Annotated in this window: 25 protein-coding genes; 11 read left to right on the top strand and 14 right to left on the bottom strand. The window is 67.1% G+C overall.

What is annotated here, in order from left to right; all coding sequences use genetic code 11:
- Positions 1–11: 11 nt before the first annotated feature.
- A complete protein-coding gene (locus KVT32_RS02625) occupies positions 12–896 on the bottom strand; it encodes a LysR family transcriptional regulator (RefSeq protein WP_152384560.1) in 885 nt (294 codons plus the stop codon).
- A gap of 159 nt (positions 897–1055) precedes the next feature.
- On the opposite strand from KVT32_RS02625, the gene KVT32_RS02620 reads away from it, so the two are divergent.
- Both KVT32_RS02620 and KVT32_RS02615 read left to right on the top strand, forming a co-directional pair.
- Positions 1056–2042 carry a tripartite tricarboxylate transporter substrate binding protein gene (locus KVT32_RS02620; RefSeq protein ID WP_175155570.1) on the top strand — a complete coding sequence of 329 codons (987 nt, stop codon included), beginning with the start codon at positions 1056–1058 and terminating at the stop codon, positions 2040–2042.
- Positions 2043–2111: 69 nt separating this feature from the next.
- Positions 2112–2444 (top strand): cupin domain-containing protein, encoded by a 333-nt coding sequence (locus tag KVT32_RS02615; protein WP_152384562.1) that lies wholly within the window; start codon positions 2112–2114, stop codon positions 2442–2444.
- Between the two features lie 51 nt (positions 2445–2495).
- Here the strand turns inward: KVT32_RS02615 and KVT32_RS02610 are convergent, their stop codons facing one another.
- From KVT32_RS02610 to KVT32_RS02595, 4 genes are all read right to left on the bottom strand, one after another.
- Positions 2496–3062 (bottom strand): type 1 glutamine amidotransferase domain-containing protein, encoded by a 567-nt coding sequence (locus tag KVT32_RS02610; RefSeq protein WP_217617653.1) that lies wholly within the window; start codon positions 3060–3062, stop codon positions 2496–2498.
- A 77-nt stretch (positions 3063–3139) separates the two neighbouring features.
- Entirely contained in the window at positions 3140–4453 is a 1314-nt protein-coding gene (locus KVT32_RS02605) for a sorbosone dehydrogenase family protein (protein ID WP_217617652.1), read from the bottom strand.
- Positions 4450–4878 carry a DUF2231 domain-containing protein gene (locus tag KVT32_RS02600; protein ID WP_217617651.1) on the bottom strand — a complete coding sequence of 143 codons (429 nt, stop codon included), beginning with the start codon at positions 4876–4878 and terminating at the stop codon, positions 4450–4452. The genes KVT32_RS02605 and KVT32_RS02600 overlap by 4 nt, the downstream gene beginning before the upstream one ends.
- An 89-nt stretch (positions 4879–4967) precedes the next feature.
- Entirely contained in the window at positions 4968–5675 is a 708-nt protein-coding gene (locus tag KVT32_RS02595; protein WP_217617650.1) for an acetoacetate decarboxylase family protein, read from the bottom strand.
- A 142-nt stretch (positions 5676–5817) separates the two neighbouring features.
- Here KVT32_RS02595 and KVT32_RS02590 point away from each other — a divergent pair, with 142 nt between their 5' ends.
- From KVT32_RS02590 to KVT32_RS02580, 3 genes are all read left to right on the top strand, one after another.
- Entirely contained in the window at positions 5818–6222 is a 405-nt protein-coding gene (locus KVT32_RS02590) for a DUF2946 family protein (RefSeq protein ID WP_142055052.1), read from the top strand.
- Between the two features lie 102 nt (positions 6223–6324).
- Positions 6325–8436 carry a TonB-dependent receptor gene (locus KVT32_RS02585; protein WP_371825561.1) on the top strand — a complete coding sequence of 704 codons (2112 nt, stop codon included), beginning with the start codon at positions 6325–6327 and terminating at the stop codon, positions 8434–8436.
- Positions 8437–8448: 12 nt separating this feature from the next.
- Positions 8449–9960, top strand: coding sequence for a PepSY domain-containing protein (locus KVT32_RS02580; RefSeq protein WP_152384568.1), 1512 nt, complete (start codon positions 8449–8451; stop codon positions 9958–9960).
- Positions 9961–10030: 70 nt separating this feature from the next.
- Here KVT32_RS02580 and KVT32_RS02575 read toward each other — a convergent pair whose 3' ends face one another.
- The 4 genes from KVT32_RS02575 to KVT32_RS02560 all read right to left on the bottom strand — a co-directional run bounded on the left by KVT32_RS02575 (position 10031) and on the right by KVT32_RS02560 (position 11862).
- A complete protein-coding gene (locus tag KVT32_RS02575) occupies positions 10031–10228 on the bottom strand; it encodes a hypothetical protein (protein WP_152384569.1) in 198 nt (65 codons plus the stop codon).
- Complete coding sequence (locus KVT32_RS02570) at positions 10225–10485, bottom strand: hypothetical protein (RefSeq protein WP_175155577.1); 261 nt, start codon at positions 10483–10485, stop codon at positions 10225–10227. The genes KVT32_RS02575 and KVT32_RS02570 overlap by 4 nt, the downstream gene beginning before the upstream one ends.
- 103 nt (positions 10486–10588) lie before the next feature.
- Positions 10589–11437: a c-type cytochrome gene (locus KVT32_RS02565; protein WP_217617649.1), complete on the bottom strand. Its 849-nt coding sequence runs from the start codon at positions 11435–11437 to the stop codon at positions 10589–10591.
- On the bottom strand, positions 11434–11862 hold the full coding sequence (locus KVT32_RS02560; protein ID WP_254636722.1) for a cytochrome c family protein: 429 nt from the start codon (positions 11860–11862) through the stop codon (positions 11434–11436). The genes KVT32_RS02565 and KVT32_RS02560 overlap by 4 nt, the downstream gene beginning before the upstream one ends.
- A 193-nt stretch (positions 11863–12055) precedes the next feature.
- Here KVT32_RS02560 and KVT32_RS02555 point away from each other — a divergent pair, with 193 nt between their 5' ends.
- Genes KVT32_RS02555 through KVT32_RS02545 form a run of 3 tightly spaced genes read left to right on the top strand, consistent with a single transcriptional unit; the run spans position 12056 to position 15887 of the window.
- Positions 12056–13012 (top strand): cytochrome c oxidase subunit II, encoded by a 957-nt coding sequence (locus KVT32_RS02555; RefSeq protein WP_217617648.1) that lies wholly within the window; start codon positions 12056–12058, stop codon positions 13010–13012.
- The gene (locus tag KVT32_RS02550; protein ID WP_371825560.1) at positions 13009–15543 is read left to right on the top strand and encodes a cbb3-type cytochrome c oxidase subunit I; all 2535 of its coding nucleotides are present in this window, start codon (positions 13009–13011) and stop codon (positions 15541–15543) included. The genes KVT32_RS02555 and KVT32_RS02550 overlap by 4 nt, the downstream gene beginning before the upstream one ends.
- A gap of 2 nt (positions 15544–15545) precedes the next feature.
- The gene (locus KVT32_RS02545; protein ID WP_152384575.1) at positions 15546–15887 is read left to right on the top strand and encodes a hypothetical protein; all 342 of its coding nucleotides are present in this window, start codon (positions 15546–15548) and stop codon (positions 15885–15887) included.
- A gap of 31 nt (positions 15888–15918) precedes the next feature.
- Here KVT32_RS02545 and KVT32_RS02540 read toward each other — a convergent pair whose 3' ends face one another.
- Positions 15919–16872: a cation diffusion facilitator family transporter gene (locus KVT32_RS02540; protein ID WP_056318405.1), complete on the bottom strand. Its 954-nt coding sequence runs from the start codon at positions 16870–16872 to the stop codon at positions 15919–15921.
- Between the two features lie 169 nt (positions 16873–17041).
- On the opposite strand from KVT32_RS02540, the gene KVT32_RS02535 reads away from it, so the two are divergent.
- Together KVT32_RS02535 and KVT32_RS02530 are read left to right on the top strand one after the other, a co-directional pair.
- Complete coding sequence (locus tag KVT32_RS02535; protein WP_152384577.1) at positions 17042–17638, top strand: NAD(P)H-dependent oxidoreductase; 597 nt, start codon at positions 17042–17044, stop codon at positions 17636–17638.
- Positions 17639–17661: 23 nt separating this feature from the next.
- Positions 17662–18267 carry a TetR/AcrR family transcriptional regulator gene (locus KVT32_RS02530; RefSeq protein WP_152384578.1) on the top strand — a complete coding sequence of 202 codons (606 nt, stop codon included), beginning with the start codon at positions 17662–17664 and terminating at the stop codon, positions 18265–18267.
- Positions 18268–18282: 15 nt separating this feature from the next.
- On the opposite strand, the gene KVT32_RS02525 is transcribed toward KVT32_RS02530, so the two are convergent.
- The 4 genes from KVT32_RS02525 to araD form a co-directional block, all read right to left on the bottom strand.
- Entirely contained in the window at positions 18283–19095 is an 813-nt protein-coding gene (locus tag KVT32_RS02525; RefSeq protein ID WP_152384579.1) for a class I SAM-dependent methyltransferase, read from the bottom strand.
- Positions 19096–19222: 127 nt separating this feature from the next.
- Positions 19223–20212 carry a tripartite tricarboxylate transporter substrate binding protein gene (locus KVT32_RS02520; RefSeq protein ID WP_152385511.1) on the bottom strand — a complete coding sequence of 330 codons (990 nt, stop codon included), beginning with the start codon at positions 20210–20212 and terminating at the stop codon, positions 19223–19225.
- 65 nt (positions 20213–20277) lie between these two features.
- Positions 20278–20988, bottom strand: a complete 711-nt coding sequence (locus tag KVT32_RS02515) for a ribonuclease activity regulator RraA (protein ID WP_217617677.1) — start codon at positions 20986–20988, stop codon at positions 20278–20280.
- Positions 20989–21041: 53 nt separating this feature from the next.
- The gene (araD, locus tag KVT32_RS02510; RefSeq protein ID WP_152384580.1) at positions 21042–22775 is read right to left on the bottom strand and encodes an L-arabinonate dehydratase; all 1734 of its coding nucleotides are present in this window, start codon (positions 22773–22775) and stop codon (positions 21042–21044) included.
- A 139-nt stretch (positions 22776–22914) separates the two neighbouring features.
- Here araD and KVT32_RS02505 point away from each other — a divergent pair, with 139 nt between their 5' ends.
- A complete protein-coding gene (locus KVT32_RS02505; RefSeq protein ID WP_142055024.1) occupies positions 22915–23604 on the top strand; it encodes a GntR family transcriptional regulator in 690 nt (229 codons plus the stop codon).
- The last annotated feature ends 21 nt before the right edge of the window (positions 23605–23625 follow it).

The raw sequence follows: 23625 nt of genomic DNA, 5'->3' as shown, positions 1-23625 counted from the left end.
CGCGGCCGCGCCTATTTCCTGGCAAGCTCCCCCGCCAGTTCCAGGGCCCGCGCCAGAAACGCCGACGCATCGTCCTTGCGATAGCTGACGATCACGGGCGACACGAAGGCATCGGCCTCGATGCGCACGTGGGCCACATCCTGGCGCTGCAGGCGCTGCACGGAGGCGGGCACCACGGTCACCCCCAAGCCCGCCGCGACCAGCCCGATCGCGGTCTGCAGTTCGTTGGCCTCTTGCACCACCTGCAGCGAGTAGCCGGCCGCGCGAAACAGGCCCAGCACATGATCCGCGTAGTTCGGGCGCGGACGCGCCGGATACAGCACGAAAGGCTCGCGCGCCAGGCGGCTGACGGCGACGCTGCCAAGGCCGGCCAGCGGATGATGCAAGGGCACCGCGGCCATCAGCGGCTCGGTCATCAACACGCGCCGCTCGATCGCGGGGTCGTCCAGCAGGATGCGGCCAATGCCCAGATCGATGCGCCCCGCCTTCAGCGCCTCGAGCTGCGGCAACGTGTTCATTTCCATCAGGCCCACTTCGACCCGCTCATCCGCGCCGCGCAGCAGCCGGATCAATTCCGGCACGAAACCGTAAAGCGTCGACGGCACGAAGCCGATGCCGAACCAGCGCCGCTCGGTCTGGCCCAACCGGCGCGTGCCTTCCAGCACTTCGTCCAGACGGGCGGTCAGCAGGCGCGATTGCTCCAGCAGGAAACGGCCCGCCTCGGTCAGGCGCAGCGCCCGCGTGGTCCGTTCGAACAGCTGCACGCCCAGCTCTTCCTCCAGCTGCTTGATCTGGCGGCTGAGCGGCGGCTGCGCAATGTGCAGCCGCGAGGCTGCCAGCGTGAAACTGCCTGCGTCGGCCACCGCCTGGAAGTACCGCAAGTGCCTGAGTTCCATGGCGATTAAGACCCTGGAGGTATGAATTGAAACCCATATAGTCTTGGACACTTGAAAAAAAGGCAAGCGATACTGCGCCCATCGGGCAGGCACCGTCGATCAGAGTATTAATCGCGCTCGGACCTCGCCACCAATAAATCAAGCGTCACGGAGACAACCATGCGCATGCGCCACGTATTCAGACCCTTTGCCCGCGCATTGCTGGCCGCCTCGCTGCTGGCCGGCGCAACCGCCGCGCAGGCCGATGCCTATCCGGATCACCCGGTGAAGTGGATCGTGCCTTTCCCGCCCGGCGGCGCGATGGACAGCATCGCGCGCACGCTGGGCGAATCGATGGGCAAGCAGCTGAACACGTCCTTCATCGTCGAGAACCGCGCCGGCGCGGGCGGCAACATTGGCGCGGCGGCGGTGGCGCGCGCCAAGCCCGACGGCTACACCATCCTGATCGTCGCCAACGGCATGGCCGTCAACCCGGCGCTGTACCAGGACCTGAACTACGACCCCATCAAGGACTTCGCGCCCATCTCGCTGCTGGCGGTCGTGCCCAATGTGCTGGTCACCAATCCGGCGCGTACCGGCGCAACCAGCGTCGCGGACGTGATCGCTAAGGCCAAGGCGCAGCCCAAGCACTACACATACGCCTCCGCGGGCGTTGGCACCTCCATTCACCTGGCCGGTGAGATGTTCGTGTCGATGACCGGGGTGGACATGCTGCACGTGCCTTACAAGGGTAGCGGCCCCGCCGTCGCCGACCTGCTGGGCGGCCAGGTGGATTACATGTTCGACAGCATCACGTCCGCCAAGCCCCACATCGCGAGCGGCAAGCTGCGCGCGCTGGGCGTCACCACCACCAAGCGGTCGGCTGCCCTGCCCGACGTGCCGACGATGCAGGAGGCCGGCGTGCCCGGTTATGAGCTGATGCCCTGGTTCGCAGCCTTTGCGCCCGCCGGCACGCCGCCGGAAGCGGTAGCCAAGCTAAATGACGCCATGCGCGCCGCGCTGGCCGATCCCAAGGTGAAGGCGACGCTGGATTCGATCGGCGCCGAGCCGATCGGCAGCACGCCGGACGCGCTGCGCGACCATCTGGCCAAGGAAACGGCGCAGTGGAAGGATCTGGTCAAGGAACGCGGCATCAAGATCAATTGACTGCAGGCCGCGGCGCCGCCGTGGGGATGGGGTATCGTTGACAGCTCCCCTCCCTGCGAAGGATGCATCATGGCCCTCAAACATGCGGATCCCGGGCAAGTCATCGATCTCAAGCCCTACGGGGCCGCGCTAGCGCAAAAGCAGTCGATCGCGCTTTTCAAGTCCGAAGACCTAGAGGTCATGCGCCTGGTGCTGCTCGCCGGCAAGACCATGGCCTCGCATGACGTCGCCGGCGAGATCACCCTGCAGTGCCTGGAGGGCAGCATCGAGGTCACCGCCGAAGGCGCCACGCAAGTCCTCTACCCCGGCCACCTGATGTACCTGCCGGGCCGCGCGCCGCACGCGCTGTTCGCGCTGGAAAACGCGTCGGTGCTGGTGACCGTGGCGCTCAAGCGCGCGTAGCGCATGCGGCCGGGGTGAGGCGCTGACCGGCTTTGCTCGATGCGCCCGGTCCTACTTCGCCGCGCGCCCCTTGACCTCCTTGCCCAGCACCTGAACGAAGGCGTCATTGAACGCGGGAATATCGTCCGGCTTGCGGCTGGACACCAGCACGCCGTCCACGACCACTTCCTCATCCACCCACTGCACGCCCGCATTGCGCAGGTCATCCTGCAGCGACGGCCAACTGGTCATCTTGCGCCCCTTGACCATGCCGGCCGAGATCAGCAGCCAGGCGCCGTGGCAGATGACCGCCACCGGCTTGCCCGCGTCCATGCAGGCGCGCACCAGTTCCTGGGCCTTGGGCTGCATCCGGATCTCGTCGGCATTGACCACACCGCCGGGCAGCAGCAGGGCATCAAAGACGTCCGGCTCGGACGCAGCCTGCAGGAACGTGAGGTCCACGGGGAACTTGTCGCCGGGCTTGTCGTGGTGCATGCCCTGGATCGGGTCAGTGCGCGCCGATACCACCACGGTGCGGGCGCCTTCTTCGTGCAGACGGTCGCGCGGCCCCGTGAGTTCGACCTGCTCGAATCCGTCGACGGCCAGAATTGCGATGTTGATGTCTTGAAGTGTTGCCATGTTTGCTCCTGTGCGGGGCCTGCGAACACTGCTGCGCAACGCACGCGCACGCTCGGCAGGCCCTCTGTAAATAAGATTTAAGGCCGCACCGCTGCGACCGGCTTGGGCGCCTCTGCGGGCGTGACGCGCCAGATCGTGTTCGACAGGTCGTCGGCCACGATGAGCGCGCCCTTCGGATCGACCGTCACGCCCACCGGACGGCCGCGTGTCGTGCCGTCGTCGTCGCGAAAGCCCGCGACGAAATCAACGGGCGGCCCGGACGGGCGCCCATCCGTGAACGGAACGAAGACCACCTTGTAGCCCACCGGATCGGCGCGGTTCCAGCTGCCGTGCTCGCCGACGAACACACCGTTGGCAAACCGGTCGCCCATCGTCGCGGTCGAGAAGTCCACGCCCAGCGCCGCCACGTGCGAACCCAGGCTGTAATCCGGCGCAATGGCCGATGCAACCTTGGCGGGATCCTGCGGCCGCACGCGTTCGTCCACGTTCTTGCCCCAATAGCTGTAGGGCCAGCCGTAGAACGCGCCTTCCTTGACGGTCGTGAGGTAGTCGGGCACCAGGTCCGGCCCCAACTCATCGCGTTCGTTGACCACGGCCCACAACTGGCCCGTGTCCGGTTGGATCGTAAGCGCGGTCGGATTGCGCAGGCCCGTGGCATAGGTCTTGTATTCGCCCGTGCTGGCGTTGATGCGCCAGACGCGCGCCCGATCCACTTCCGCCGTCATGCCGCGTTCGGTGATGTTGCTGTTCGAGCCGATGCCCACGTACAGATACTGCCCGTCGGCGCTTGCCGTCAGCGCCTTGGTCCAGTGGTGGTTGATCTCGGCGGGCAGCGGCGTGACCGTTTCCGGCGGTCCGCTCGCCTTGGTCTGCCCCGGTTCATAGGCGAACCGCACCAGCGCGTCCTGGTTGGCCACGTACAGCTGATTGCCGACGAGGGCCAGACCGTACGGCGCGTTAAGGTTTTCCGCAAAGACGGAGGCCTCGTAGGTGCCATCGCCCTTGGTGTCGCGCAGCAGCGTCAGCCGGTTGCCGCCCTTCACCGGACTGGTGCCCCGGGCCTTGATGATGCCCGCGATCACGTCCTTGGGTTTGAGGTCGGGGGCACTGCCGCCCCGGCCCTCGGCGACCAGAATGTCGCCATTGGGCAGCACAAGCGTCTGACGCGGAATCTTCAGGTCCGTGGCGATGGCCGAGATCTTGTAGCCCTCGGGCACCGTCGGCACTTTGTCGCCCCATTTGGCGGGCTTGGCGATCACCATGTCCGGCAACAGCCCCCGCTCGGGCTTGGGCAGATCGGGCGACGGTCCATACTGGCCTGCGGTCTGCGCGCCGCACACGCCTGCAATCACCAGCATCGAAACGCCGGCAAGCAATCTCGTCTTCTTCATAGCGGCCCCCGGATGTGCGGCGTGCGAAAGCCCAGCCAGAGGGCAACGAGGGCCAGCACCGCGCCCACGACAGACAGGATCAAGCCGTTGGGCATGCTGGCCCACGCGTCGCGCGCATGAACGAACGCATTGAACAGCCCCACCAGCCAGGCCGCCAGCAGCACCACGGCATAGGGAACCACACCGCGCGCCCGCTGTGTGGCCCTGAACAGGTCGACGATGGCAAACAGCAGTGCAATCGCCCCAAATATCAGCCCGCCAACGAGCAGCCAGGACGCGAAATTATTCCATTGGATGTGAAAAGTCTGCGCATACGCACCGTCCGCGAGCGCCGCGCCAAGAAACAACGGGAACATCCCGGCAAGGAACACCGCGGGGAAGCGGCGCACGGTAAGGGCATACCGGTTTTCGATGAGTGTGGTCACGGGAATCGCCTCGTGGGTTGCGGGCACAACCTGCTGCCCGTGGTGGGCGGCGCAGCAAGTGGCATGCCTATAACGCCTTGCGGAGGGTGCTACACGCCGATCTGGACGGATAGATCCCCCAGCCACGCGCTGGCCATCGGTTGGCGCCCTGCCAGAAAGCGCAGCGGCCCATCAGGCGCGATGCGCCAACTTGCGGACCCGAAGCGCGCCATGCCCCGCAGAGCGCAACGTGTGCGGATCAGTCCCGCTTTGCCACCTTGAACCGTCCACACGGCAAGGCGCAACGGCACCGCGAGGCGCAGGCCTGGCCGAAATTCAACGCTTGCGACGGCCGTCCCGCCGGTCGCCATGGACGCCTGCTCTTCGGCGACTAAAGACGCGTACGTTCCATCTGCCGGCAAAGGCACGAAGTGGCCCATCTGTTTCGGAATGCCCCACAACTGCCTACCGCCCGCCGCAGCCGCCTCGTCGTCGACCCAGATCGGACCCACGGTGCACGCCGGCGCCAGCAGCCCCGCGTGCCGCACTGCCGTAGCGAAGAGCAACTCGTTGTAGGCCAGCGTGCCGCCCGATTCGTAGGCCGTCCAGACCGTGGCGCAAATGGCGTGGCGTCCCAGAGTGACCAGGCGCGCATCGCCGGGAGGAAGCATGGGCAGGTCGGCAAGCGGCACACGCCACATGCTGAGGAGTGCATGGCCGCTCAGTTTCCACGGCGCCTGCGGATACGAAGATGGCGAATCCGTGGGCATTGCGTCGTCCGCCAAGCCCTGCGTCATGCCGCTCGAAAGAGGCATCATGCTGGCAATCTCCTGTTCGGAAGCGATGGTGCAAAGACAACACCGCGCACGTTGCACTCGATCTTAAACGTCCCTGCGACAGAACGCCGCACGCGATTCAATTCGGTCAGAATGCGTGAAGTTCTGTAATAGAATCCCGCCCATGCCTACTCACCGGGACTCTGCGCAAAAGCCCCGCGGCCTGCCTTGGCGGTTTCTCGTCTGCCTGGCAATGGCCGCTTTCGTGCTGCGCGCCCTGATCCCAAGCGGCTTCATGGCGGCGCCGTCCACGACGTCGCTGATGCTCTCGTTGTGCGAAGCCGGTGGCGCGATCAGCGTGACCTTCGACCTGCCGGCCGAGCCGAAGTCCAAGCATGCGGCAAGCGATGCGTGCGCCTTCGGCGCCCTGGCCGCGCATGCGATTCTGCCGGAGACGGGTCTTGCGCCCGTGCTGACGGCGCAAGCCGCCTACGCGGCCCCAGAAACGCCCGTCCACCGCGCGGCGCCGCCCCTGCCCGCGCTGGGGCCGCCCCTCGGTTCACGCGCCCCGCCTTCCCTGTCTTCCTGATCCGCCGCGCCCGCGCCTAGCGCCGGGCCCGGCCGCGCCTTGCCGACCGGCTTTTCCGCGGTCGGCAGATCTTGTCGAAGACATCGAAGAAGAGGGATTCTCTTGACCATCGCTCGTTCGCACGCGTGCCTCGGCACGTCCCTGCTCCTGGCCGCTTTCAACGCCGCCGCCCAAACCTCCCCCGCCACCCTCGCCCCCATCACCGTGATGGGCGACGCCGAAACCGCCCTGACGACGGAAGCCTCCACGGGCTCCAATCTGGGCCTGACGCCCATGCAGACGCCGGCCAGCGTCGATATCATTTCGCGGGAACAGATCGAGTCCCGCGGCGATGCCAGCGTGATCGAGGCCATCACCCGCGCGCCGGGCTTTTCGGCCGCGCCCCATCCAGGCAACGGCAACAGCGCCTTGTCGGTGCGCGGCTTTACCGACAGCACGTCGGTCATGCGCCTGTACGACGGGCTGCGCCAGTACGGCGGCGTCGGCCTGACGTTTCCGTTCGATACGTGGTCGGTCGAGCGCATCGAGGTGCTGCGCGGGCCCGCGTCCGTAATCTATGGCGACGGCGCGATCGGCGGCGTCGTCAACGTGATCCCCAAGCGTCCGACGCGCGGGCCCATCCAGAACGAGGTGCAGGCCACCATCGGCACGCAGGATACGGCGCGGATAGGCTTGGGCAGCGGCGGCGCGCTCAGCGATACGTTGTCGTATCGCCTGGACGTCAGCGGCAACTACACGGACGGCTACGTGGACCGGGGCCAAGCGGGCGATGCCACGTTCTCCGGCGCGCTGCGGTGGGACGCGACGCCGGACCTGAACATGACGCTCAGCTACGCCTACGGCTACCAGCGCCCGATGCGGTATTTCGGCACGCCGCTCATCAACGGCGAGCAGGACGACGCCGTGCGCAAGCAGAACTACAACGTGTCCGACAGCTTCATGCGCTTTCGCGATCAGTGGACGCAACTGGACACGGTCTGGACGCCCAACGACGCGACCACGGTGCGCGCGCGCCTGTACCACGTGCAAAGCGACCGCGACTGGCGCAATGCCGAGCGGTACGTGTACAACCCCGCAACGCGCCTCATCGACCGCTCGGACAACACGCAGATCACGCACGACCAGACCCAGACCGGCCTGACGACCAGCGCCGTGTTCAAGGGCCAACTGGCCGGCCTGGACAACACGGTGTCCGTCGGCTTTGACGTCAACCACGCCACCTTCAAGCACATCAACAACACATACACCGGCAGTTCGGGCCCCGTGGATCCCTATGATCCGGCACATGGCCACTACCAGAGCAACGTGCCGTTCATCCCGCGCTATCGCAACGAGGCCGACCAGTTTGCGCTCTTCGTGGAAGACCGCCTCGCGCTGACGAGCAAGTGGTCCCTCATCGGCGGCCTGCGCTACGACCATGCGAAAGTGACGCGCGACGATCTTGTCACCGGCCAACGCGCCCTGTCCAGTACGTATGCCGACGTGGGTTGGCGCGTGGGCACCGTGTACGACCTGACGCCGGATCTGGCTGTTTACGCACAGTACGCGGAAGCGGCCGATCCGGTCAGCGGCCTCTTGATGCTCAGCCCGGCCAACGCGGGGTTCGACATGTCGCGCGGCAAGCAGATCGAAATCGGCTTGAAGCAGAATTTCCTGGATGGCCGCGGCGAGTGGACGCTGGCGGCCTACGAGATCCGCAAGACGAACCTGTTGTCGCGCGACGCCGATGATCCCAGCCTGCGAGTGCAGGTCGGCGAGCAATCGTCCCGGGGGCTGGAGGCATCGCTGTCGCTGGCGCTGGCGCCCGGCTGGACGATCGACGCCAACGCCACCGTGCTGCGGGCCAAATACGACGACTTTTCCGAGTCGGTCGGCGGCGCGGCCGTGTCGCGCGCGGGCAATGTGCCGCCCAACGTGCCGCAACGCCTGGCAAACCTGTGGCTGAGCTGGAACTTCCAACCGGGCTGGACGGCAATGGGCGGGCTGCGGTATGTGGGCAAGCGCTATGCGGACGGCGCCAACACGGTCGAATTGCCCTCCTATACGACGACCGACCTCGCGCTGCGCTGGGACGTCGACAAGGACACTGCCATCACGGCCCGGGGTTTCAACGTCTTTGACCGTGCGTACTTCACCACCGCGTACTACACCAATACGCAGTGGTTCTACGGGCCTAGCCGCCGGTTCGAGCTGACGTTGAACCACCGGTTCTAAGGGGCGCCGACCATGGACGCCAAGGCGCGCCTGCGCAGGCTGACCTACCTGGCTCACCGCTGGCTGGGCGTAGCCGGCTGCCTGCTGATGTTTGGGTGGTTTCTCAGCGGGATTGTCATGCTGTATGTCGGCTACCCGAAGCTGACGCCTCACGAGCGTTTCGCCAGCCTGCCCGTACTGACCGTGGACGCTTACCGTATGCCCGACGCGGCGCAAGCCGCGCCCGGCCCTGCCGTGCTGACGTCGGTGCGCGGCGAGGCGACGTTCATCCTGCCGACCCCGGATGGTCCGCGCGCATGGTCCGCGTCGACAGGCAATCCTGACGGGACGGTGACGGCGGACATGGCGGTGGCCGCCGCCCGCGCGTTCTGGCCGGCGGGCGCCGCGCGCCATGCGGGCCTGGTGGACGAGGACCGCTGGACGCATTCGCGCGGGCTGGACCGCCATCGCCCGCTGCATAAAGTGAGCATGTCGGGGGAAGCGGCCGGCACGCTGTATGTCTCTTCGGCAACGGGCGAAGTCGTCCTGGACGCGCCCCTTGCGCAGCAGCGCTGGAACTACGTGGGCGCGTGGCTGCATTGGCTGTACATGGCGCGCGACCGGTCCGTGGATCCGGACTGGAGCTGGACAGTGATCGTGCTGTCCGCCCTGAGCACCGTGCTGGCGATCAGCGGCGCGGTGGTCGGCGTGTGGCGCTGGCGCTTTCGCGGCCGCTACAAGTCCGGCGCACGCACGCCGTACCGCGAGGCCTGGATGCGCTGGCACCACATCGCGGGCCTCGTCTTCAGCGCGTTCGTGTGCACATGGATCTTCAGCGGCCTCATGTCGATGAATCCCGGCGGGATTTTCTCCGCGCCCCACGCAGGGCCCGACAGGCAAGCCATGACGGGCGTGCAGGCAGGCACGGCGGTAGGCACCGCGGTAGGCACAGCAAGCATGGCGCCGTTGCCGGTGCTGCAAGCGCTGCATGACGCGGGCTTTCAAGCTGTCCAGCTCGAATGGCGGTGGATGGCCGGAGACCCGTACGTGCTGGCCCGCGACGCATCAGCCAACAGCCGGATCATCCGCCAGCAGGACGACGCGCTCATCGTGCAGGCGGCCTGGCAGCCGCAAGCCGTCATCGATGCCGCGCGCGCGCTGTTTCCCGGCGCAGCAATGCAGGCGCAGGTGCTTGACCACTACGACGCGTACTACTACGCCCGCCACGCCGAAGCCATGAACGGCGGCGCGCCCCGTGGTCTGCCCGTGCTGCAGCTGGATTTCGGAACCCCGGCGGGCGACCGCGTGTACGTGGACCTGCGCACCGGCGAACCGGCGGTCAGCCTGTCCCGGGCGCAGCGCGTCAGTCGCTGGCTCTTTTACTTCCTGCACAGCTGGGATACGCCCGCGCTCTTGAATGCCGGCATGGGCCGCGACCTGGCGATCATCCTGCTCAGCCTGGGCGGCCTGGCCGTATCCGCCACCGGCATCGTGCTGGGCGCGCGGCGGCTGAGACATGCGACGCGTGGGCGCGGCACATGCTGACCTCGCGGGCCGATCAGGCAGGCTATCTGCAAGCGATCCTGCCAAACGGGCCGTATTCACGCACCGTGCGTCAATCCGAATGCGGCTGCGGCGGGGTGTCCAGCGACGCATCGACCTCGGAGATCGTCTCGCCCGGATACGCGACGCGCGCCGCGGCAGCGGCGTCGTCGCGCGTTGGATAAACGCCGGCATCCTCCTGGACGCCCAGCAACGCAATGCCCCGGAAGCCCCAATGACCATCCGCGCGTTGAAAGACTTCGACGATCATTGCGATTCCTCTTCGCCGCTGGGCGCGGGTCGATTGCCGCTCCCGCCGGTCGGCGCCCCGCTGCGCGCCTCGGCTTCCTCCTGGGCAACGGCCTGATCGAAGCCCGGCTGGTCATAGCTGCGCGCGCTCGGCGGATGGTCGATATCGGGCACGCGTTCCGGGGTGGTGGCGGGACCGGACGGGCGCAGCGCGCCCGCGTTGACATCGGGCTGGCCCGGAATGGAATCACGAGCGCTGCCGGATTTGGATTGAGTCATGGACGGCTCCTGTGCATCAAGGGTAGTGAACGGGCGAGCAAGTGCCGTTCCTGACCGGCATGCGGCGATGGTCTGCGCGAGCAGCCCGCCCCCGGCCGGCTGCTCAAGGCCCGCCGGGCAACGTGCGTAGAAACGCGGCAATGTCTCGGGCATCCTGTTCGCTGACCCCGAGGTCGGGCATCGCCGTGCCGGGCTTGACGGCGGCGGGGTCGCGCAACCAGCGCTCCATGTTTTCGGGTTTGTTGGGCAGGACACCCGCGATATACGCCCGCTCGCCCATCTGATCCAGCGCCGGTCCCACGTAGTTCCATGCCCCCGGCACGCCCGGAATCGCGTGACACGTGACGCAAAGGTACTGCTGAAGCGCGATGCGGCCCGCCATGGCGTCTGCCTCCCGGACCGGGGGCTGCGCCGATGCATGCGGCGCGGCGACCGCTTGTGCCGCGCCGTCCCGCTGGTAGTCCTGGGCAGACATCGCGGGCAAGACGCGCAAGAATGCCACCACGTCCCAGATCTCGTCGTCGGTCAGCCGGTACTGCCACGCCGGCATGCCGGTCATCTTGATGCCTTGGCGGGTCAGCCAGAAGATCTCTGCCGCGGTACGGGTGCGTGCAGACGCCACCAGCGCGGCGGGCGCCGGATTCAAGCCCAGCGCGTACGGTTGCGGCGCGACGCCGGGCCCGCCGTGGCACTGGGCGCAATTGGCGCGATAAAGGCGCGAACCATTCTGGATGCGCGCGGGCACGTCCAGATCGGGCGCCGTGATGTCCGCCGATCGCATCTTCACGGCCCGCGTCAGCGCGACGTCGAGCAGATGATGCACCGGTGTGGTATGCGGCGACGTGGCGGTCACGTCGTACCCGCCGAAATACACCACCGCGCCGCCCAGCGCGCCCCCGGTGGCGGCAGCGCCCGCTAGGGTCAGGGCGGCGGTTCGCTTCCAACGCTTCATGGCGCCCTCGCGTTGCCGCGGCCGGCATCCCGCAGCAGATAGGCCGCGATCGCTTCAGCGTCCGCCTGGCGCAAGCCCGTGTCGGGCATGGCCGTCCTGGGATTGACGGCGGGCGGGTCCATCAACCAGCGCACCATGTTCTGTGGGGTGTTGGGCAACAGCCCGGCAATGTAAGCCTGCCGCGCCATGTCGCCCAGCGGCGGGCCAACGCGAGACGCCGGGCCGCTGACGCCCGGTACCGTATGACAGGCCGTGCAGCCGCGTTCGGCGATCAGCCGCCGCCCCCGTTCGGCGCCGGCCCCGCCCAGCAGCCCGTCCGACGCACCCGGGGAATAGAGCGGCGGCTGCCGATCCTGGCAGGCGGCCAGCGCAAGACTTGCCAGCAATGTGGGCAAGAGGCGGTTGGGTCGGGCAATCCGGCGCAAGGCGGTCTCCTGATTCGCGCGGAACCACGCTGAACGCGCACCCGCCAGCAACCCGCGTGCCCACTGCGCGCGTACGCACACGGGAATGGAACGTGCTGATGGCGCCCATCGCGGGGCCGGCGGCATCCCACCCGCTGGGCCACCGCCGCGCCGGATCGCCGGCTCGCGGCGGGGGATCATCCACCACCAGAACATGGCGAAACTCCTTCTCATCCTGATCGCCGGATTGCCGACCGCCGCACGGGCGCAGCCCAGCGGTGAGGACGCCGCGCGGATCGCCGACATCGGCTGGGTGCTTTACGTGGGCGCGACGGCGATCTTCGTGGGGGTGGCCGCACTGATCGCGCTGTCGATGTTTGGCCCGGCGCCCCTGCGCCACAGGCTTTCGCGGCCCGCCCTTATCGTGGGCGCGGGCATCGTGTTTCCGGTCGTGGCGCTGACCGCGTTGCTGGTCTACGTGATGAAGCCGTCACCGACCTCGGCGCGCGAGGCGGCCTACGCCGCGCGCATCGAGGTGACGGGTGAGCTGTGGTGGTGGCGCGTGCGCTACCTGGACGCGCAAGGCGGGCTGCTCTTCGAGACGGCTAACGAGATACGCATTCCGGCCGGCAAGCCGGTGCAATTCCTGCTCAAGTCGGGCAACGTGATCCACAGCTTCTGGGTCCCCGAACTGGCCGGCAAGCTCGACATGATCCCGGGCCGCGTGAACAAGATGCGCGCGCTGGCGCGCACGCCCGGCACGTTTCGCGGCCATTGCGCCGAGTATTGCGGCGCACAACACGCCCAGATGCGGTTCGACGTGCAGGCGGTGGACGCTGCGGCGTTCGACGCGTGGGTGCAGGCGCAACGCCAGCCTGCCCGTGCCGCCGAACCAGCGCTGCGGCAAGGCGAGCGGCTATTCATCCAGGCCTGCGCGCAATGCCACACCGTGCGCGGCACGGCGGCTGGCGGAATGCTGGGACCGGACCTCACCCATGTAGGCAGCCGGCCTACCCTGGCGGCCGGCATTCTGCCCAACAACGTGGGCGCGATGGGCGGCTGGATCGCCGGCAGCCAGCAGATCAAGCCCGGCAATGCCATGCCGTCCTTTGACCGATGGCCGGGCGAGGATCTGCGCGCCGTGGCCCGCTACCTGGAAAGCCTGAAGTGACGCCCCCAACCACCCCGCCCCCGCTTCCCAACGCGCTGCCGCGGCCCGCGGACGAATTCGCGCAGCTCGAGCGCGCCTGGAAGCGGCCAACGGGATGGCGATCGCTGACGGTCGTCAACAACACGTCCATCGGCCTGCTGTACATCGGCACCGCGTTGCTGTTTTTCATCCTGGCCGGCGTGCTGGGGCTGATGATGCGCACGCAGCTGGCCGCGCCCGACAGCAACCTGATCGGACACACGCTATACAACCAGCTTTTCACCATGCACGGCACGGTGATGATGTTTCTCTTCGCCGTGCCCGCGGTGGAAGCGGTGGCGGTGCTGCTGCTGCCCAATATGCTGGGCGCGCGCGACCTGCCGTTTCCCAGGTTGTCGGCCTACGCCTACTGGGCCTATGCCATTGGCGGACTGGTCTTCTTCTGCAGCATCTTCGTGGGGCTGGCGCCCGATGGCGGCTGGTTCATGTACCCGCCGCTGACCAGCGCGCAATACTCGCCCGCCGTGAACGCCGACCTGTGGCTGCTGGGCATTGGCTTCATCGAGATCTCCGCCATCGCCGGCGCGATCGAGCTTGCCGTGGGCATCCTGCGCACGCGCGCCCCGGGCATGACGCTGGACAAGATTCCTGTGTTCGCCTGGGTCATGCTGGTCTTCTGCGGCATGGTGATCGTCGCCTTTCCGGCCGTGATCGTCGCCACCACGCTGCTCGAACTGGAACGCGCCTTCGACATGCCGTTCTTCATCACCGGACGCGGCGGCGATCCGCTGCTCTGGCAGCATCTGTTCTGGTTTTTTGGCCATCCCGAGGTCTACATCATCTTCCTGCCCGCCGCCGGAATGGTGTCGATGATGATTCCCGCGATGACGGGCACGCCGCTGGTGGGCTACCGGCTGGTGGTGCTGGCGGTCATCTCGACGGGGTTCCTGAGCTTTGGCCTGTGGGTGCACCATATGTTCGCCACCGGGATCCCGCAGTTGTCGCTCAGTTTCGCGTCGGCCGCGAGCATGGCGGTGTCGGTGCCGACCGCGATACAGATATTCGCCTGGATCGCGACCCTTGCCGCGGCGGTGCGGTTAAGGCCGATCAAGACACCGATGCTGTACATCCTGGGGTTCTTCTTCGTGTTCGTCATCGGCGGCCTGACCGGCGTCATGGTCGCCGTGATCCCGTTCGACCTGCAGGCGCACGACACCTACTTCGTCGTGGCGCATCTGCATTACGTGCTATTCGGCGGCATGGTGTTTCCGCTGTTCGCGGCCTTCTATTACTGGACACCGTTCATCAGCAAGCGGCCCCTGTCCGAGCGGCTGGGCCGCTGGGGTTTCTGGCTGATGTTCGTGGGCTTTAACGTGGCCTTCTTTCCGATGCACTTCACCGGCCTGGCCGGCATGCCGCGCCGGGTGTACACCTATGCGGAAAGCCAGGGGCTTGGCCCGCTCAACCTGCTCTCGACCGTGGGCGCATACCTGATCGCCGCGGGTGTGCTGGTGTTCCTGATCGACCTGGCGCGCAATTTCCGGCCGACCATCGACAACAACGCGGGCAACGTCTGGCGCGCGGGCACCTTGGAATGGCTGCCCAGCGGCAGTTACGGGCTGCGCAGCGTGCCTGCGGTAACCAGCCGCGAGCCGCTGTGGGACCAACCGGGCCTGGCGCAGCAGGTGGACGACGGCCAGCATTTTCTGCCCAACGCACCCGCCGGCCTGCGAACCACGCTCGTGACCAGCGCCCTGGAGGCCCGGCCCGACTACGTACTGCCGCTGCCCGGCCCCGCGTGGTCGCCCCTGCTGGCAGCCGTGGGCACCGCCGGCTTCTTCCTGCTGCTGACCTTCAAGCTGCTGCCGCTGGCGGCGGCGTTTGGCGTGCTGGCCGTTGTCTCGCTATGGCGCTGGCTGTGGGACGCGGACACCGGCCCCGACCACCCGCCCGTGGACATCGGCGGCGGCCTGCGGCTGCCCATGATGTGCTCGGGCAGCGCGTCGCATGCGTCGTGGGCGATGGTGCTGCTGCTGATTGTCTGCACCAGCATCTTTGGATCGCTGATGTTCAGCTACCTGTTCCTGTGGACCACGAACCCGCAGGCCTGGCCCGATTCCGGCGACTTGCCTTCGCCGGTCCGGCCAATGCTGTCGGCCATGATGTTGCTTGCGGCCGCCGCCCTTGCCCTGGCCGCCGGGCGGATGATGACGCAGAACCGCCAAAGGGCGCTGCGCGGCTGCGTGGCCGGGGCGGCGCTGTTACTGGCCGCCGCGCCGGCGCTGGATCTGGTCACGCATTGGCAGGCCGGCCTTCGGCCGCAGGCCAGCGCCTACACCGCAGCCACGTACGCGGTTGCGGGCCTGCAGGCGTTTTTTGGCGGCCTGGCTGTGGTGATGGCCGCCTTTACCGTGGCGCGGTCGATCGCAGGGCGGCTGCGCCCCACGCGCCGCGCCGCGCTCGACGCCACGCGGGCGATGTTGCTGTACGCCGTGGCGCAAGGGCTCATCGCATTGGCGCTGCTGCACGCCTTTACGCGGCTGACGGGATGACCATGAAAACGCGCTTTTCGGTCGAACTGCTGTACCTCATCGCCGGCCCGCTGATATGGCTGGCGCACTTCCTCTCCATCTACATCGTGAACGCGCTGGCCTGTGCCCGGTCGGTGCTGGCCGGGTTGTGGCTGGGCCTGCCCATCTCGTCATGGATCATCGTTGCGGGCAGCGCCGCGGCGTTGGCGGCGATGGCGGTGGCTGCCTGGCGCCAGCGGGCGCGGGTGCGGGCCCGGAACGCGCCGCCGTTTCACGCCTGGCTTGCCGCCACGCTATGCGGCCTGTCCGCGGTGGCGGTCGTGTGGGAAACGCTGCCGGTTTTCCTGCTGCCGGCATGCCAGTAGCAAGGCGCGCCGGTCGCCCCCTGCGGCAACGCTATTCCGCCCATTCCGGGTCGCCGGTAAACACCACCGTCAACCAGCGATCCGGGCTGTCGGCGCCCAGCGCGTTGCCGATCTCGTCGCGCAGGCTGTCCCATGCCGCGACGGTGCGCGCGGGCATATCGGGCGGCACAATGAAATACAGTTCGATTTCCTGCGAACGCCCCACCTTGGCGACATACGCGCGATAGGACGCGAAGCGATAGCGTTCCACGAACGCCTGCGCCACCGAGTCCACATGCTGCTTCAGGTCGGCGGGCGTGACCAGCAGCATCTCGGACAACGCCTGGCGGATGACCGACAGCGGCAAGGGGATGATCACCGCGCACACGACCGCCAGCACGGCCGGGTCGATATAGGGCGAAATCCACTCGTACCGGGTGCCCTGCACGCCGTATCCAATGCAAAAGGCCACCAGCAGCGCGGCGGTGATGCTGGCCGACATGATCCAGCCCTTCAGGTCCATGTGCAGGAATGCCGACCGGATCCGGCGATTGGCGCGCGCCTCGGCCAGCGCAATCGCCACACAGGCTGTCAACGTCAGCACGGCATAAATCAACGCCAGGCCGAACTCCAGTTCGCGCCCCCCTTTGAGCAGACTGCTCACCGCGTTGATGAGCGCGTAGACGGCCACCCCGCTGAGGAGTATCCCGTTCAGCGCAAGCACCATGGGCTCCAGATGCCAGAAGCCCATCGTGAAGCGTTCGCGAAGCTTGCGCGGCAGCCCGCGGGCCGTGGCGTACGACGTGATTAGCCGCACCACCACCAGCGACAGGGCGCTCATGCTGGCGTCCACCAGCGAATAAACGCCGTCGAACACGATGGAGAACGAACCGGAAGCCACCCCGAAACCGATGCCGATGACGGCGATGCAAAGCGTGACCGCAATCGAGATCCGCAACACGCCCTGCTCCGTGCGCAGGTCGAACAATGCCGTGCCTGAGGTCATGGTTCCTCCGAGGGGACTGCCGTGGCGCTCACGATAACCGTATTGCCCCTGATTAGGGTGACAACGACGCCGCGACGGGATACCCCTCGCTGGCGAAGGTCTTTTGCCACAACCTACTTAACGTAGGTTACGATTGGTAGGTTACTCCCTTGCGAACAGGACTTTCACCGTGCACGCCCTCATCGTCGTTGCCCATCCCGACCCCGCGTCCCTCACGCACGCCATTGCCGATCATGTCGCCCAAGGCATTGCAGACGCCGGGCCCCAACATTCCTTCGAGCTCGCGGACCTGGCCGCGGAAGGCTTCGATCCCCGGTTCTCCCAAGCCGACGCCGCCCTGCACCTGACCCCATCCAACCCGCCCGCCGACGTAGCCGCCGAACACGCGCGCATCGATCGCGCCGACGCGCTGGTGCTGGTGTATCCCGTGCACTGGTGGTCGTTTCCCGCGCTGCTCAAGGGGTGGATCGACCGCGTGTTCACCAATGGCTGGGCCTACGATGCCAATCCCGACGGCAAGGTCGTCAAGCGGCTGCAACGCCTGCAGGTGCACCTGATCGCCAGCGGCGGCGCGGACATGCGCACCTATGCTCGTCACGGCTACTTCGGCGCGATGAAAACCCAGATCGATCACGGGATCTTCGGCTATTGCGGCGCGCGCGTGGCAACATCCGACTTGCTGGTGGCGTCCGACGCCGGCTATCCCGAAGGGCACCTGGCCACCGCCCGGACCGTCGGCCAACGCATCTTTGCCCCGCAACCCTGAAACCGACCTCGATAGCCGCCCTGATGACGTCTCACCCTGCCCCTCCCCCCCGCCGCCGGCTGTCCAAGGACGCGCGGCAACGCCAGCTTATCGAGGTGTCCTGGGCGCTGATCCGCGACGAAGGCACGGACGCCCTGACCCTGGGCCGGCTTGCCGAGAAAGCGGGCATCTCAAAGCCCGTCGTCTACGACCACTTCGGCACCCGCAACGGGTTGCTCGCGGCGCTTTACCAGGATTTCGACCTGCGTCAGACCGCGATCATCGACAGCGCCATCGCCGCCAGCAAGCCGACCCTCGCCGGCAAGGCAGACGCCATCGCCACGCAGTATGTGGAATGCGTGTCGGTGCAAGGGCGCGAGATTCCCGGGGTGCTCGCGGCGCTTAACGGCTCGCCGGAACTGGCCGCCGTCAAACGGCAGTATCAGCACGCCTTCATCACCAAATGCCAGGCCATCCTCGCCCCGTTCGCCGGCCGGCAAGGCGTGTCCCTGGCCGGCATGTGGGGCATGCTCGGCGCGGCCGATGCGCTCTCGCAAGCTGCCGTTTCGGGCGAAATCACCCAGGAAGCCGCGCGAGCCGAGTTGTTCCGGATCATCGTGGACCTGGTCAAACGCGCTCCCCCCAGCTAGCGTCCCGATCCGGCCTTACTTTGTCGCGACGATCACGTGCGCCTGGATCCGGCCCGTGATCGGGCCCGCGCCGTAGCGGTCGGCCAACGCCTCAGCCGCCCGTTCCGTGGCCAGTTGCATGAGGCCCGCGTCGCGCGCTTCGATCTCGTTGCGCAGTGGCGTGCCCTGGCAGTAGGCGGTGGCCGCCTCCAATGGCCCCGCCGCGCGGCTGACGTCCGCACGGGTTTCCACCCGAATATCCTCAAAGCCTGCGCGGCGAAGGTCGTCGCGGATCTTTTCCACGTCGTGGTAGCCGTGCGGCGTGCGCGCCAGAAAGCGTGGCGGGTCCTGCGGAAACACAGCCGCCATCGCGCGCGTCACGTCGTCGGCGAACTCATTTTCCTCGATGCGGTCCCACACGCTGAAGACGAAGCGCCCCCCGGACTTCAGCACCCGGCGCGCCTCGGCAAAGCCCGCGGTCCGGTCCGAGAAGAACATGACGCCGAATTGGCAGCACACCACGTCAAACGACGCGCAGTCGAACGGCAGATCCAGCGCATCCGCCCAGCGCCATTGCACCGCGCAGCCGGCACTCTGCCGGGCGGCCGCGTAATTGAGCATCGGTTGATTCAGGTCGGTCGCCACATAACGCGCCCCGGGGTCCAGCAGAGGCGCCAGCGCCCGCGTCACCGCCCCGCTGCCTGCCGCGGTCTCCAGCACGGCCCGGGGCGCAAACCCCGCGACCAGCGCCGCCATGTGGTCGGCGTAACCCTGGAAGATCAGCGGCACCATAAGCGTGTCGTAAAGCGCCGGAATCGATCCCGCGAACACCTTGTCGAAGTCGGCCATGATGCGGCTCCTTTAACGGCGTTGCCGATGCCCGACATCAACACGAGGCGAGTCGGGCAAGGACGCACAGACGTCCACAGCCCCCAGCTTAACGCCGACCCGCCTCGCCTACACTAGCCGCGCCCCCTCACTCCACCGACGCGCCCGACTTCTTCACGACTTCCGCCCAGCGCGGAATCTCGGTCGCCATCAGGTCGCGCAGCTGCTCGGGCGTGCTGCCCACCAGCTCCATGCCCATGGTCTTGCCCAGCTTTTCCTGCACGTCGGGCTCTTTCAGGATCAGGGCGATCTCGGCGGCCAGTTTGTCCAGGATGGGCTTGGGCGTGCCCTTGGGCGCGTAAACCGCCTGCCAGGACGCCATCTGGAAGCCGGGTACGCCCGCTTCCTGCATGGTCGGCACATCGGGCGCGAGCGCAATACGGTCTTTGGTCGTGACGGCCAGCAGCTTGAGCTTGCCGGTCTGCAAGAGCGGCAGCGCCGCCGTCATCTGGTCGAACATGAAGGTCACCGCGCCGGACGATACGTCCACCATCGCGGGCGGCGTGCCCTTATAAGGCACGTGCGTGAGGGGCACGCCGATCATGCCGGAAAAGAGCTCGCCGGCCAGGTGCGTCGAGGTGCCCGCCCCCGAGGACGCGAACGTGCGCTTGGTGGGGTCGCGCTTGAGCAGCGCGATCAGGTCCGCCACCGAATTGACGCCCAGGTTCGGATCCACCAGCAGCACGTTGGGCAGGAACGCGATCAGCGACACCGGCTCGAAGTCCTTGACCGGGTCGTACTTCAGGTTCTTGTAGAGGCTGGCGTTGATGGCGTGCGTGCTGATCGTGCCGCCGAACAAGGTGTAGCCGTCGGGCGGCGCCTTGGCCACGTAGGTGGCGCCGATGCCGCCCGCGGCGCCCGGCTTGTTCTCGACGATCACGTTCTGATGCAGGCGGTCGCCCAGCTTCTGCGCCAGTACTCGGCCGACCACGTCGGTCGAGCCGCCCACGGTGAACGGGACGACGTAGGAAATCGGCTTTTGCGTGGGCCAGTCGGCGGCGCTGGCGGGCAAGGCCAGCGTGCCAAGGACGGCGCCGGCCAGTAGCGCGGCAAGCGCGCCGCGTCGTTTAGTGTTCATCATGTGTCTCCTGCCTTGTTTTATAGGTATGCGTATGGGGGTGCCGGCAGCGCCGGCGGCAAGGCTCAGCGGCCTTGTTCTTTGCGCCAGGCGGCGAACTTGTCCTTGGTGCCCGGGTCGGTCGGCGGATACAGGCCAAGAATGGAAGCGCCGCTTTGCACCTGACTGGTCACGAAGTCCTCGAAGGCCGTCATTTCCACGGCTTCGATGGCGATCTCGTCGGCCAGGTGCGCAGGAATGACCACCACGCCCTCACGGTCGCCCACGACGATATCGCCCGGCCACACCGCCACGTCGCCGCAGCCGATGGGCGCGTTGATGTCCAGCGCCTGGTGCAAGGTCAGATTGGTGGGTGCGGACGGACGCTGGTGATAGGCGGGAAAACCCATCTCGGCGATTTCGGGCGAGTCGCGAAAGCCCCCGTCCGTCACCACGCCCGCCACGCCGCGCTTCATCAGCCGGGTGACCAGGATGGAGCCCGCGGACGCGGCGCGCGCGTCCTTGCGGCTGTCGATGACGAAGACCGCGCCTTCCGGGCAGGTCTCGACCGCGGCGCGCTGCGGATGTGCGCGATCCTCGAAGACCTTGATGGTGTTCAGGTCTTCGCGGGCCGGGATGTAGCGCAGCGTGAAGGCCGGGCCCACCATGTTGGGCAGATTGGCGTTCAGCGGCCGCACGTCCTGGATGAACTGGTTGCGCAGGCCGCGCTTGAAGAGCGCCATGCACAGCGTGGCGGTGCTGACGCCGGCCAGCCTGGCGCGGGTTTCGGGATTCATTTGGGACACGATGGCTCCGGGAGTTTGGGGCGGATGTTGAGTGATGAAGGGAATCAGAAGATCGCGGGCTCGGGCACGGGCGCGCCGAATTCCGTTTCCAGAAAATCGAAGTCGCAGCCGTCGTTGGCCTGCAGGATGTGCTGGGAGTACATCCAGCCGTAGCCGCGCTCGTAGCGCTTGGGCGGCGGCGTCCAGGCGGCGCGGCGCGCGGCCAGCTCCTCGTCGCTGATATTCAGGTTGATGCTGCGGGCGGGCACATCCACGGTGATCGTGTCGCCCGTCTTCACCAGCGCCAACGGGCCGCCGATGTAGCTTTCGGGCGCGACGTGCAGGATGCAGGCGCCATAGCTGGTGCCGCTCATGCGTGCATCGGACAGGCGCAGCATGTCGCGCACGCCCTGCTTGACCAGCTTGGTGGGAATGGGCAGCATGCCCCATTCCGGCATGCCCGGACCGCCCTGCGGGCCGGCATTGCGCAGGATCATGATGTGGTCCGCGGTCACATCCAGGTTTTCGTCCTCCACGGCGGCCTTCATGCTGGGATAGTCGTCAAAGACCAGCGCCGGGCCCGTGTGACGCAGGTATTGCGGCGCGCATGCACTGGGCTTGATGACACAGCCGTCCGGCGCGATGTTGCCGCGCAGCACGGCCAGCGCGCCCTCGTCGTAGATCGCCTCGTCCAGCTTGCGGATCACGTCGTCGTTGTAGACCTCTGCGCCCGCGATGTTCTCGCCCAGCGTCTTGCCCGTGACCGTCATGGCCGACAGGTCCAGGTGATCATCCTGCAGCCGGGTCATCAGCGCGGGCAGCCCGCCCGCGTAGTAGAAATCTTCCATCAGGTAGGTGTCGCCGCTGGGCCGGATATTGGCGATCACGGGCACTTTGCGGCTCGCCGCATCGAAATCGTCCAATCCCACCGCGCAGCCCGCGCGGCGCGACATGGCGACCAGGTGAACGATGGCATTGGTGGAACAGCCCATCGCCATGGCGACATTGATGGCGTTCTTGAACGAGGCCACGCTCAGGATGCGCTGCGGCGTCAGGTCGTCCCAGACCATCTCGACCACGCGCCGGCCGCATTCGGCCGACATGCGCATGTGGTTCACGTCGGCCGCCGGGATCGACGAGGCGCCAGGCAGCGTCATGCCGATGGCTTCGGCGATGGCGGTCATGGTGCTGGCCGTGCCCATCGTCATGCAGGTGCCGTAGCTGCGGGCAATGCCGCCCTCCACTTCCGTCCATTGCTCCTGCGTGATCTTGCCGGCGCGGCGTTCGTCCCAGAGCTTCCAGGCATCCGATCCGGACCCCAGGATCTTGCCCTTCCAATTGCCGCGCAGCATTGGGCCCGCAGGCACGTAGACGCATGGCAGGCCGGCGCTGATGGCGCCCATGATGAGGCCCGGCGTCGTCTTGTCGCAGCCGCCCATCAGCACCGCGCCGTCCACCGGGTGGCTGCGCAGCAGCTCCTCGGTCTCCATCGCCAGGAAGTTGCGGTACAGCATGGTGGTGGGCTTGACGAAGGATTCGGACACCGAAATGGCGGGCAGTTCCACCGGAAAGCCGCCGGCCTGGAACACGCCGCGTTTGACGTCTTCGACGCGCTGCTTGAAATGGCTGTGACAGGGATTCAGGTCGGACCAGGTGTTGATGATGGCGATGATCGGGCGGCCGGCCCAATCGTCCGGGCCGTAGCCCATCTGCATCATGCGGGAGCGGTGGCCGAATGAACGCAGGTCGTCCTTGGCCATCCAGGCGGCGCTGCGCAAGCTTTCGTAAGTGCGTTTCATGGGAGATGCGAGGGATGCGGAAGTCGGGGTGAAAGCATTTAAACACTAATACATTAGTGCGTCAGCTAGGTGAATACCCGCTACACTGCGACATTCGTTATCAGCCTTTCCCCACGCGGGACCCGGACACGCTTACCTGATGCAAAGCCAAAAGCTCAGACTGGATCGCTCCCGCCATGCGGCCCCCCAGGTTTTCGACCATCTGCGGCGCCAGATCATCTCGCTGGAGCTCGCGCCCGGCGCGCCGCTGTCGCGCGTCACGCTGGCGGACTGCTACGGCCTGAGCCAGACGCCCATCCGCGACGCGCTCATGCGCCTGGCCGAGGAAGCGCTGGTCGAAATCTATCCGCAGCACACCACGGTGGTCAGCCGGATCGACATCGCCGCCGCGCGCCAGGCGCATTTCCTGCGCCGGTCGCTGGAGCTGGAAATCGTCCACTTGCTTGCCCAGCGGGCCGACCCGCTGCTGCTCCAGCGCCTGCAGTCCTCCATCGACCTGCAGCGCGCCGCCCATGCCAGCGGGCAATACCAGCAGTTCATCAACGCGGACCAGGCATTTCACCGCGACATGCACGAGGCCGCGGGTGTGGCCAGCCTGTGGGAGATGGCGCAGCGCTATAGCGGCCATCTGGACCGGTTGCGCCGGCTGCATCTGCCCGAAACCGGCAAGGCCGAACGCATCCTGGACGATCATCAGCGTCTGCTGGATGCCATCGCCGCGCAGGACCCGGCGCGGGCGCAGCAGGTGCTGCGCGAGCACCTGTCCGGCACGCTCAGCCAGGTCGCGGAAATCTGCAAGCGCTATCCCGAGTACGTGGTGGCCGACTAACCGCCGGCGCGGGACCCGCGT

The sequence above is a fragment of the Achromobacter sp. GbtcB20 genome (genome assembly GCF_019091095.1).
GTDB lineage: Bacteria > Pseudomonadota > Gammaproteobacteria > Burkholderiales > Burkholderiaceae_B > Achromobacter > Achromobacter mucicolens.
This window is presented reverse-complemented; position numbering and strand designations above follow the sequence as displayed.

Excerpts from the sequence above, each read along its gene's own strand:
- KVT32_RS02625 (WP_152384560.1), bottom strand. The coding sequence starts at position 896 with ATGGAACTCAGGCACTTGCGGTACTTCCAGGCGGTGGCCGACGCAGGC.
- KVT32_RS02620 (WP_175155570.1), top strand. The coding sequence starts at position 1,056 with ATGCGCATGCGCCACGTATTCAGACCCTTTGCCCGCGCATTGCTGGCC.
- KVT32_RS02615 (WP_152384562.1), top strand. The coding sequence starts at position 2,112 with ATGGCCCTCAAACATGCGGATCCCGGGCAAGTCATCGATCTCAAGCCC.
- KVT32_RS02610 (WP_217617653.1), bottom strand. The coding sequence starts at position 3,062 with ATGGCAACACTTCAAGACATCAACATCGCAATTCTGGCCGTCGACGGA.
- KVT32_RS02605 (WP_217617652.1), bottom strand. The coding sequence starts at position 4,453 with ATGAAGAAGACGAGATTGCTTGCCGGCGTTTCGATGCTGGTGATTGCA.
- KVT32_RS02595 (WP_217617650.1), bottom strand. The coding sequence starts at position 5,675 with ATGATGCCTCTTTCGAGCGGCATGACGCAGGGCTTGGCGGACGACGCA.
- KVT32_RS02590 (WP_142055052.1), top strand. The coding sequence starts at position 5,818 with ATGCCTACTCACCGGGACTCTGCGCAAAAGCCCCGCGGCCTGCCTTGG.
- KVT32_RS02580 (WP_152384568.1), top strand. The coding sequence starts at position 8,449 with ATGGACGCCAAGGCGCGCCTGCGCAGGCTGACCTACCTGGCTCACCGC.
- KVT32_RS02575 (WP_152384569.1), bottom strand. The coding sequence starts at position 10,228 with ATGATCGTCGAAGTCTTTCAACGCGCGGATGGTCATTGGGGCTTCCGG.
- KVT32_RS02570 (WP_175155577.1), bottom strand. The coding sequence starts at position 10,485 with ATGACTCAATCCAAATCCGGCAGCGCTCGTGATTCCATTCCGGGCCAG.
- KVT32_RS02565 (WP_217617649.1), bottom strand. The coding sequence starts at position 11,437 with ATGAAGCGTTGGAAGCGAACCGCCGCCCTGACCCTAGCGGGCGCTGCC.
- KVT32_RS02555 (WP_217617648.1), top strand. The coding sequence starts at position 12,056 with ATGGCGAAACTCCTTCTCATCCTGATCGCCGGATTGCCGACCGCCGCA.
- KVT32_RS02545 (WP_152384575.1), top strand. The coding sequence starts at position 15,546 with ATGAAAACGCGCTTTTCGGTCGAACTGCTGTACCTCATCGCCGGCCCG.
- KVT32_RS02540 (WP_056318405.1), bottom strand. The coding sequence starts at position 16,872 with ATGACCTCAGGCACGGCATTGTTCGACCTGCGCACGGAGCAGGGCGTG.
- KVT32_RS02530 (WP_152384578.1), top strand. The coding sequence starts at position 17,662 with ATGACGTCTCACCCTGCCCCTCCCCCCCGCCGCCGGCTGTCCAAGGAC.
- KVT32_RS02525 (WP_152384579.1), bottom strand. The coding sequence starts at position 19,095 with ATGGCCGACTTCGACAAGGTGTTCGCGGGATCGATTCCGGCGCTTTAC.
- KVT32_RS02520 (WP_152385511.1), bottom strand. The coding sequence starts at position 20,212 with ATGAACACTAAACGACGCGGCGCGCTTGCCGCGCTACTGGCCGGCGCC.
- KVT32_RS02515 (WP_217617677.1), bottom strand. The coding sequence starts at position 20,988 with ATGAATCCCGAAACCCGCGCCAGGCTGGCCGGCGTCAGCACCGCCACG.
- araD (WP_152384580.1), bottom strand. The coding sequence starts at position 22,775 with ATGAAACGCACTTACGAAAGCTTGCGCAGCGCCGCCTGGATGGCCAAG.
- KVT32_RS02505 (WP_142055024.1), top strand. The coding sequence starts at position 22,915 with ATGCAAAGCCAAAAGCTCAGACTGGATCGCTCCCGCCATGCGGCCCCC.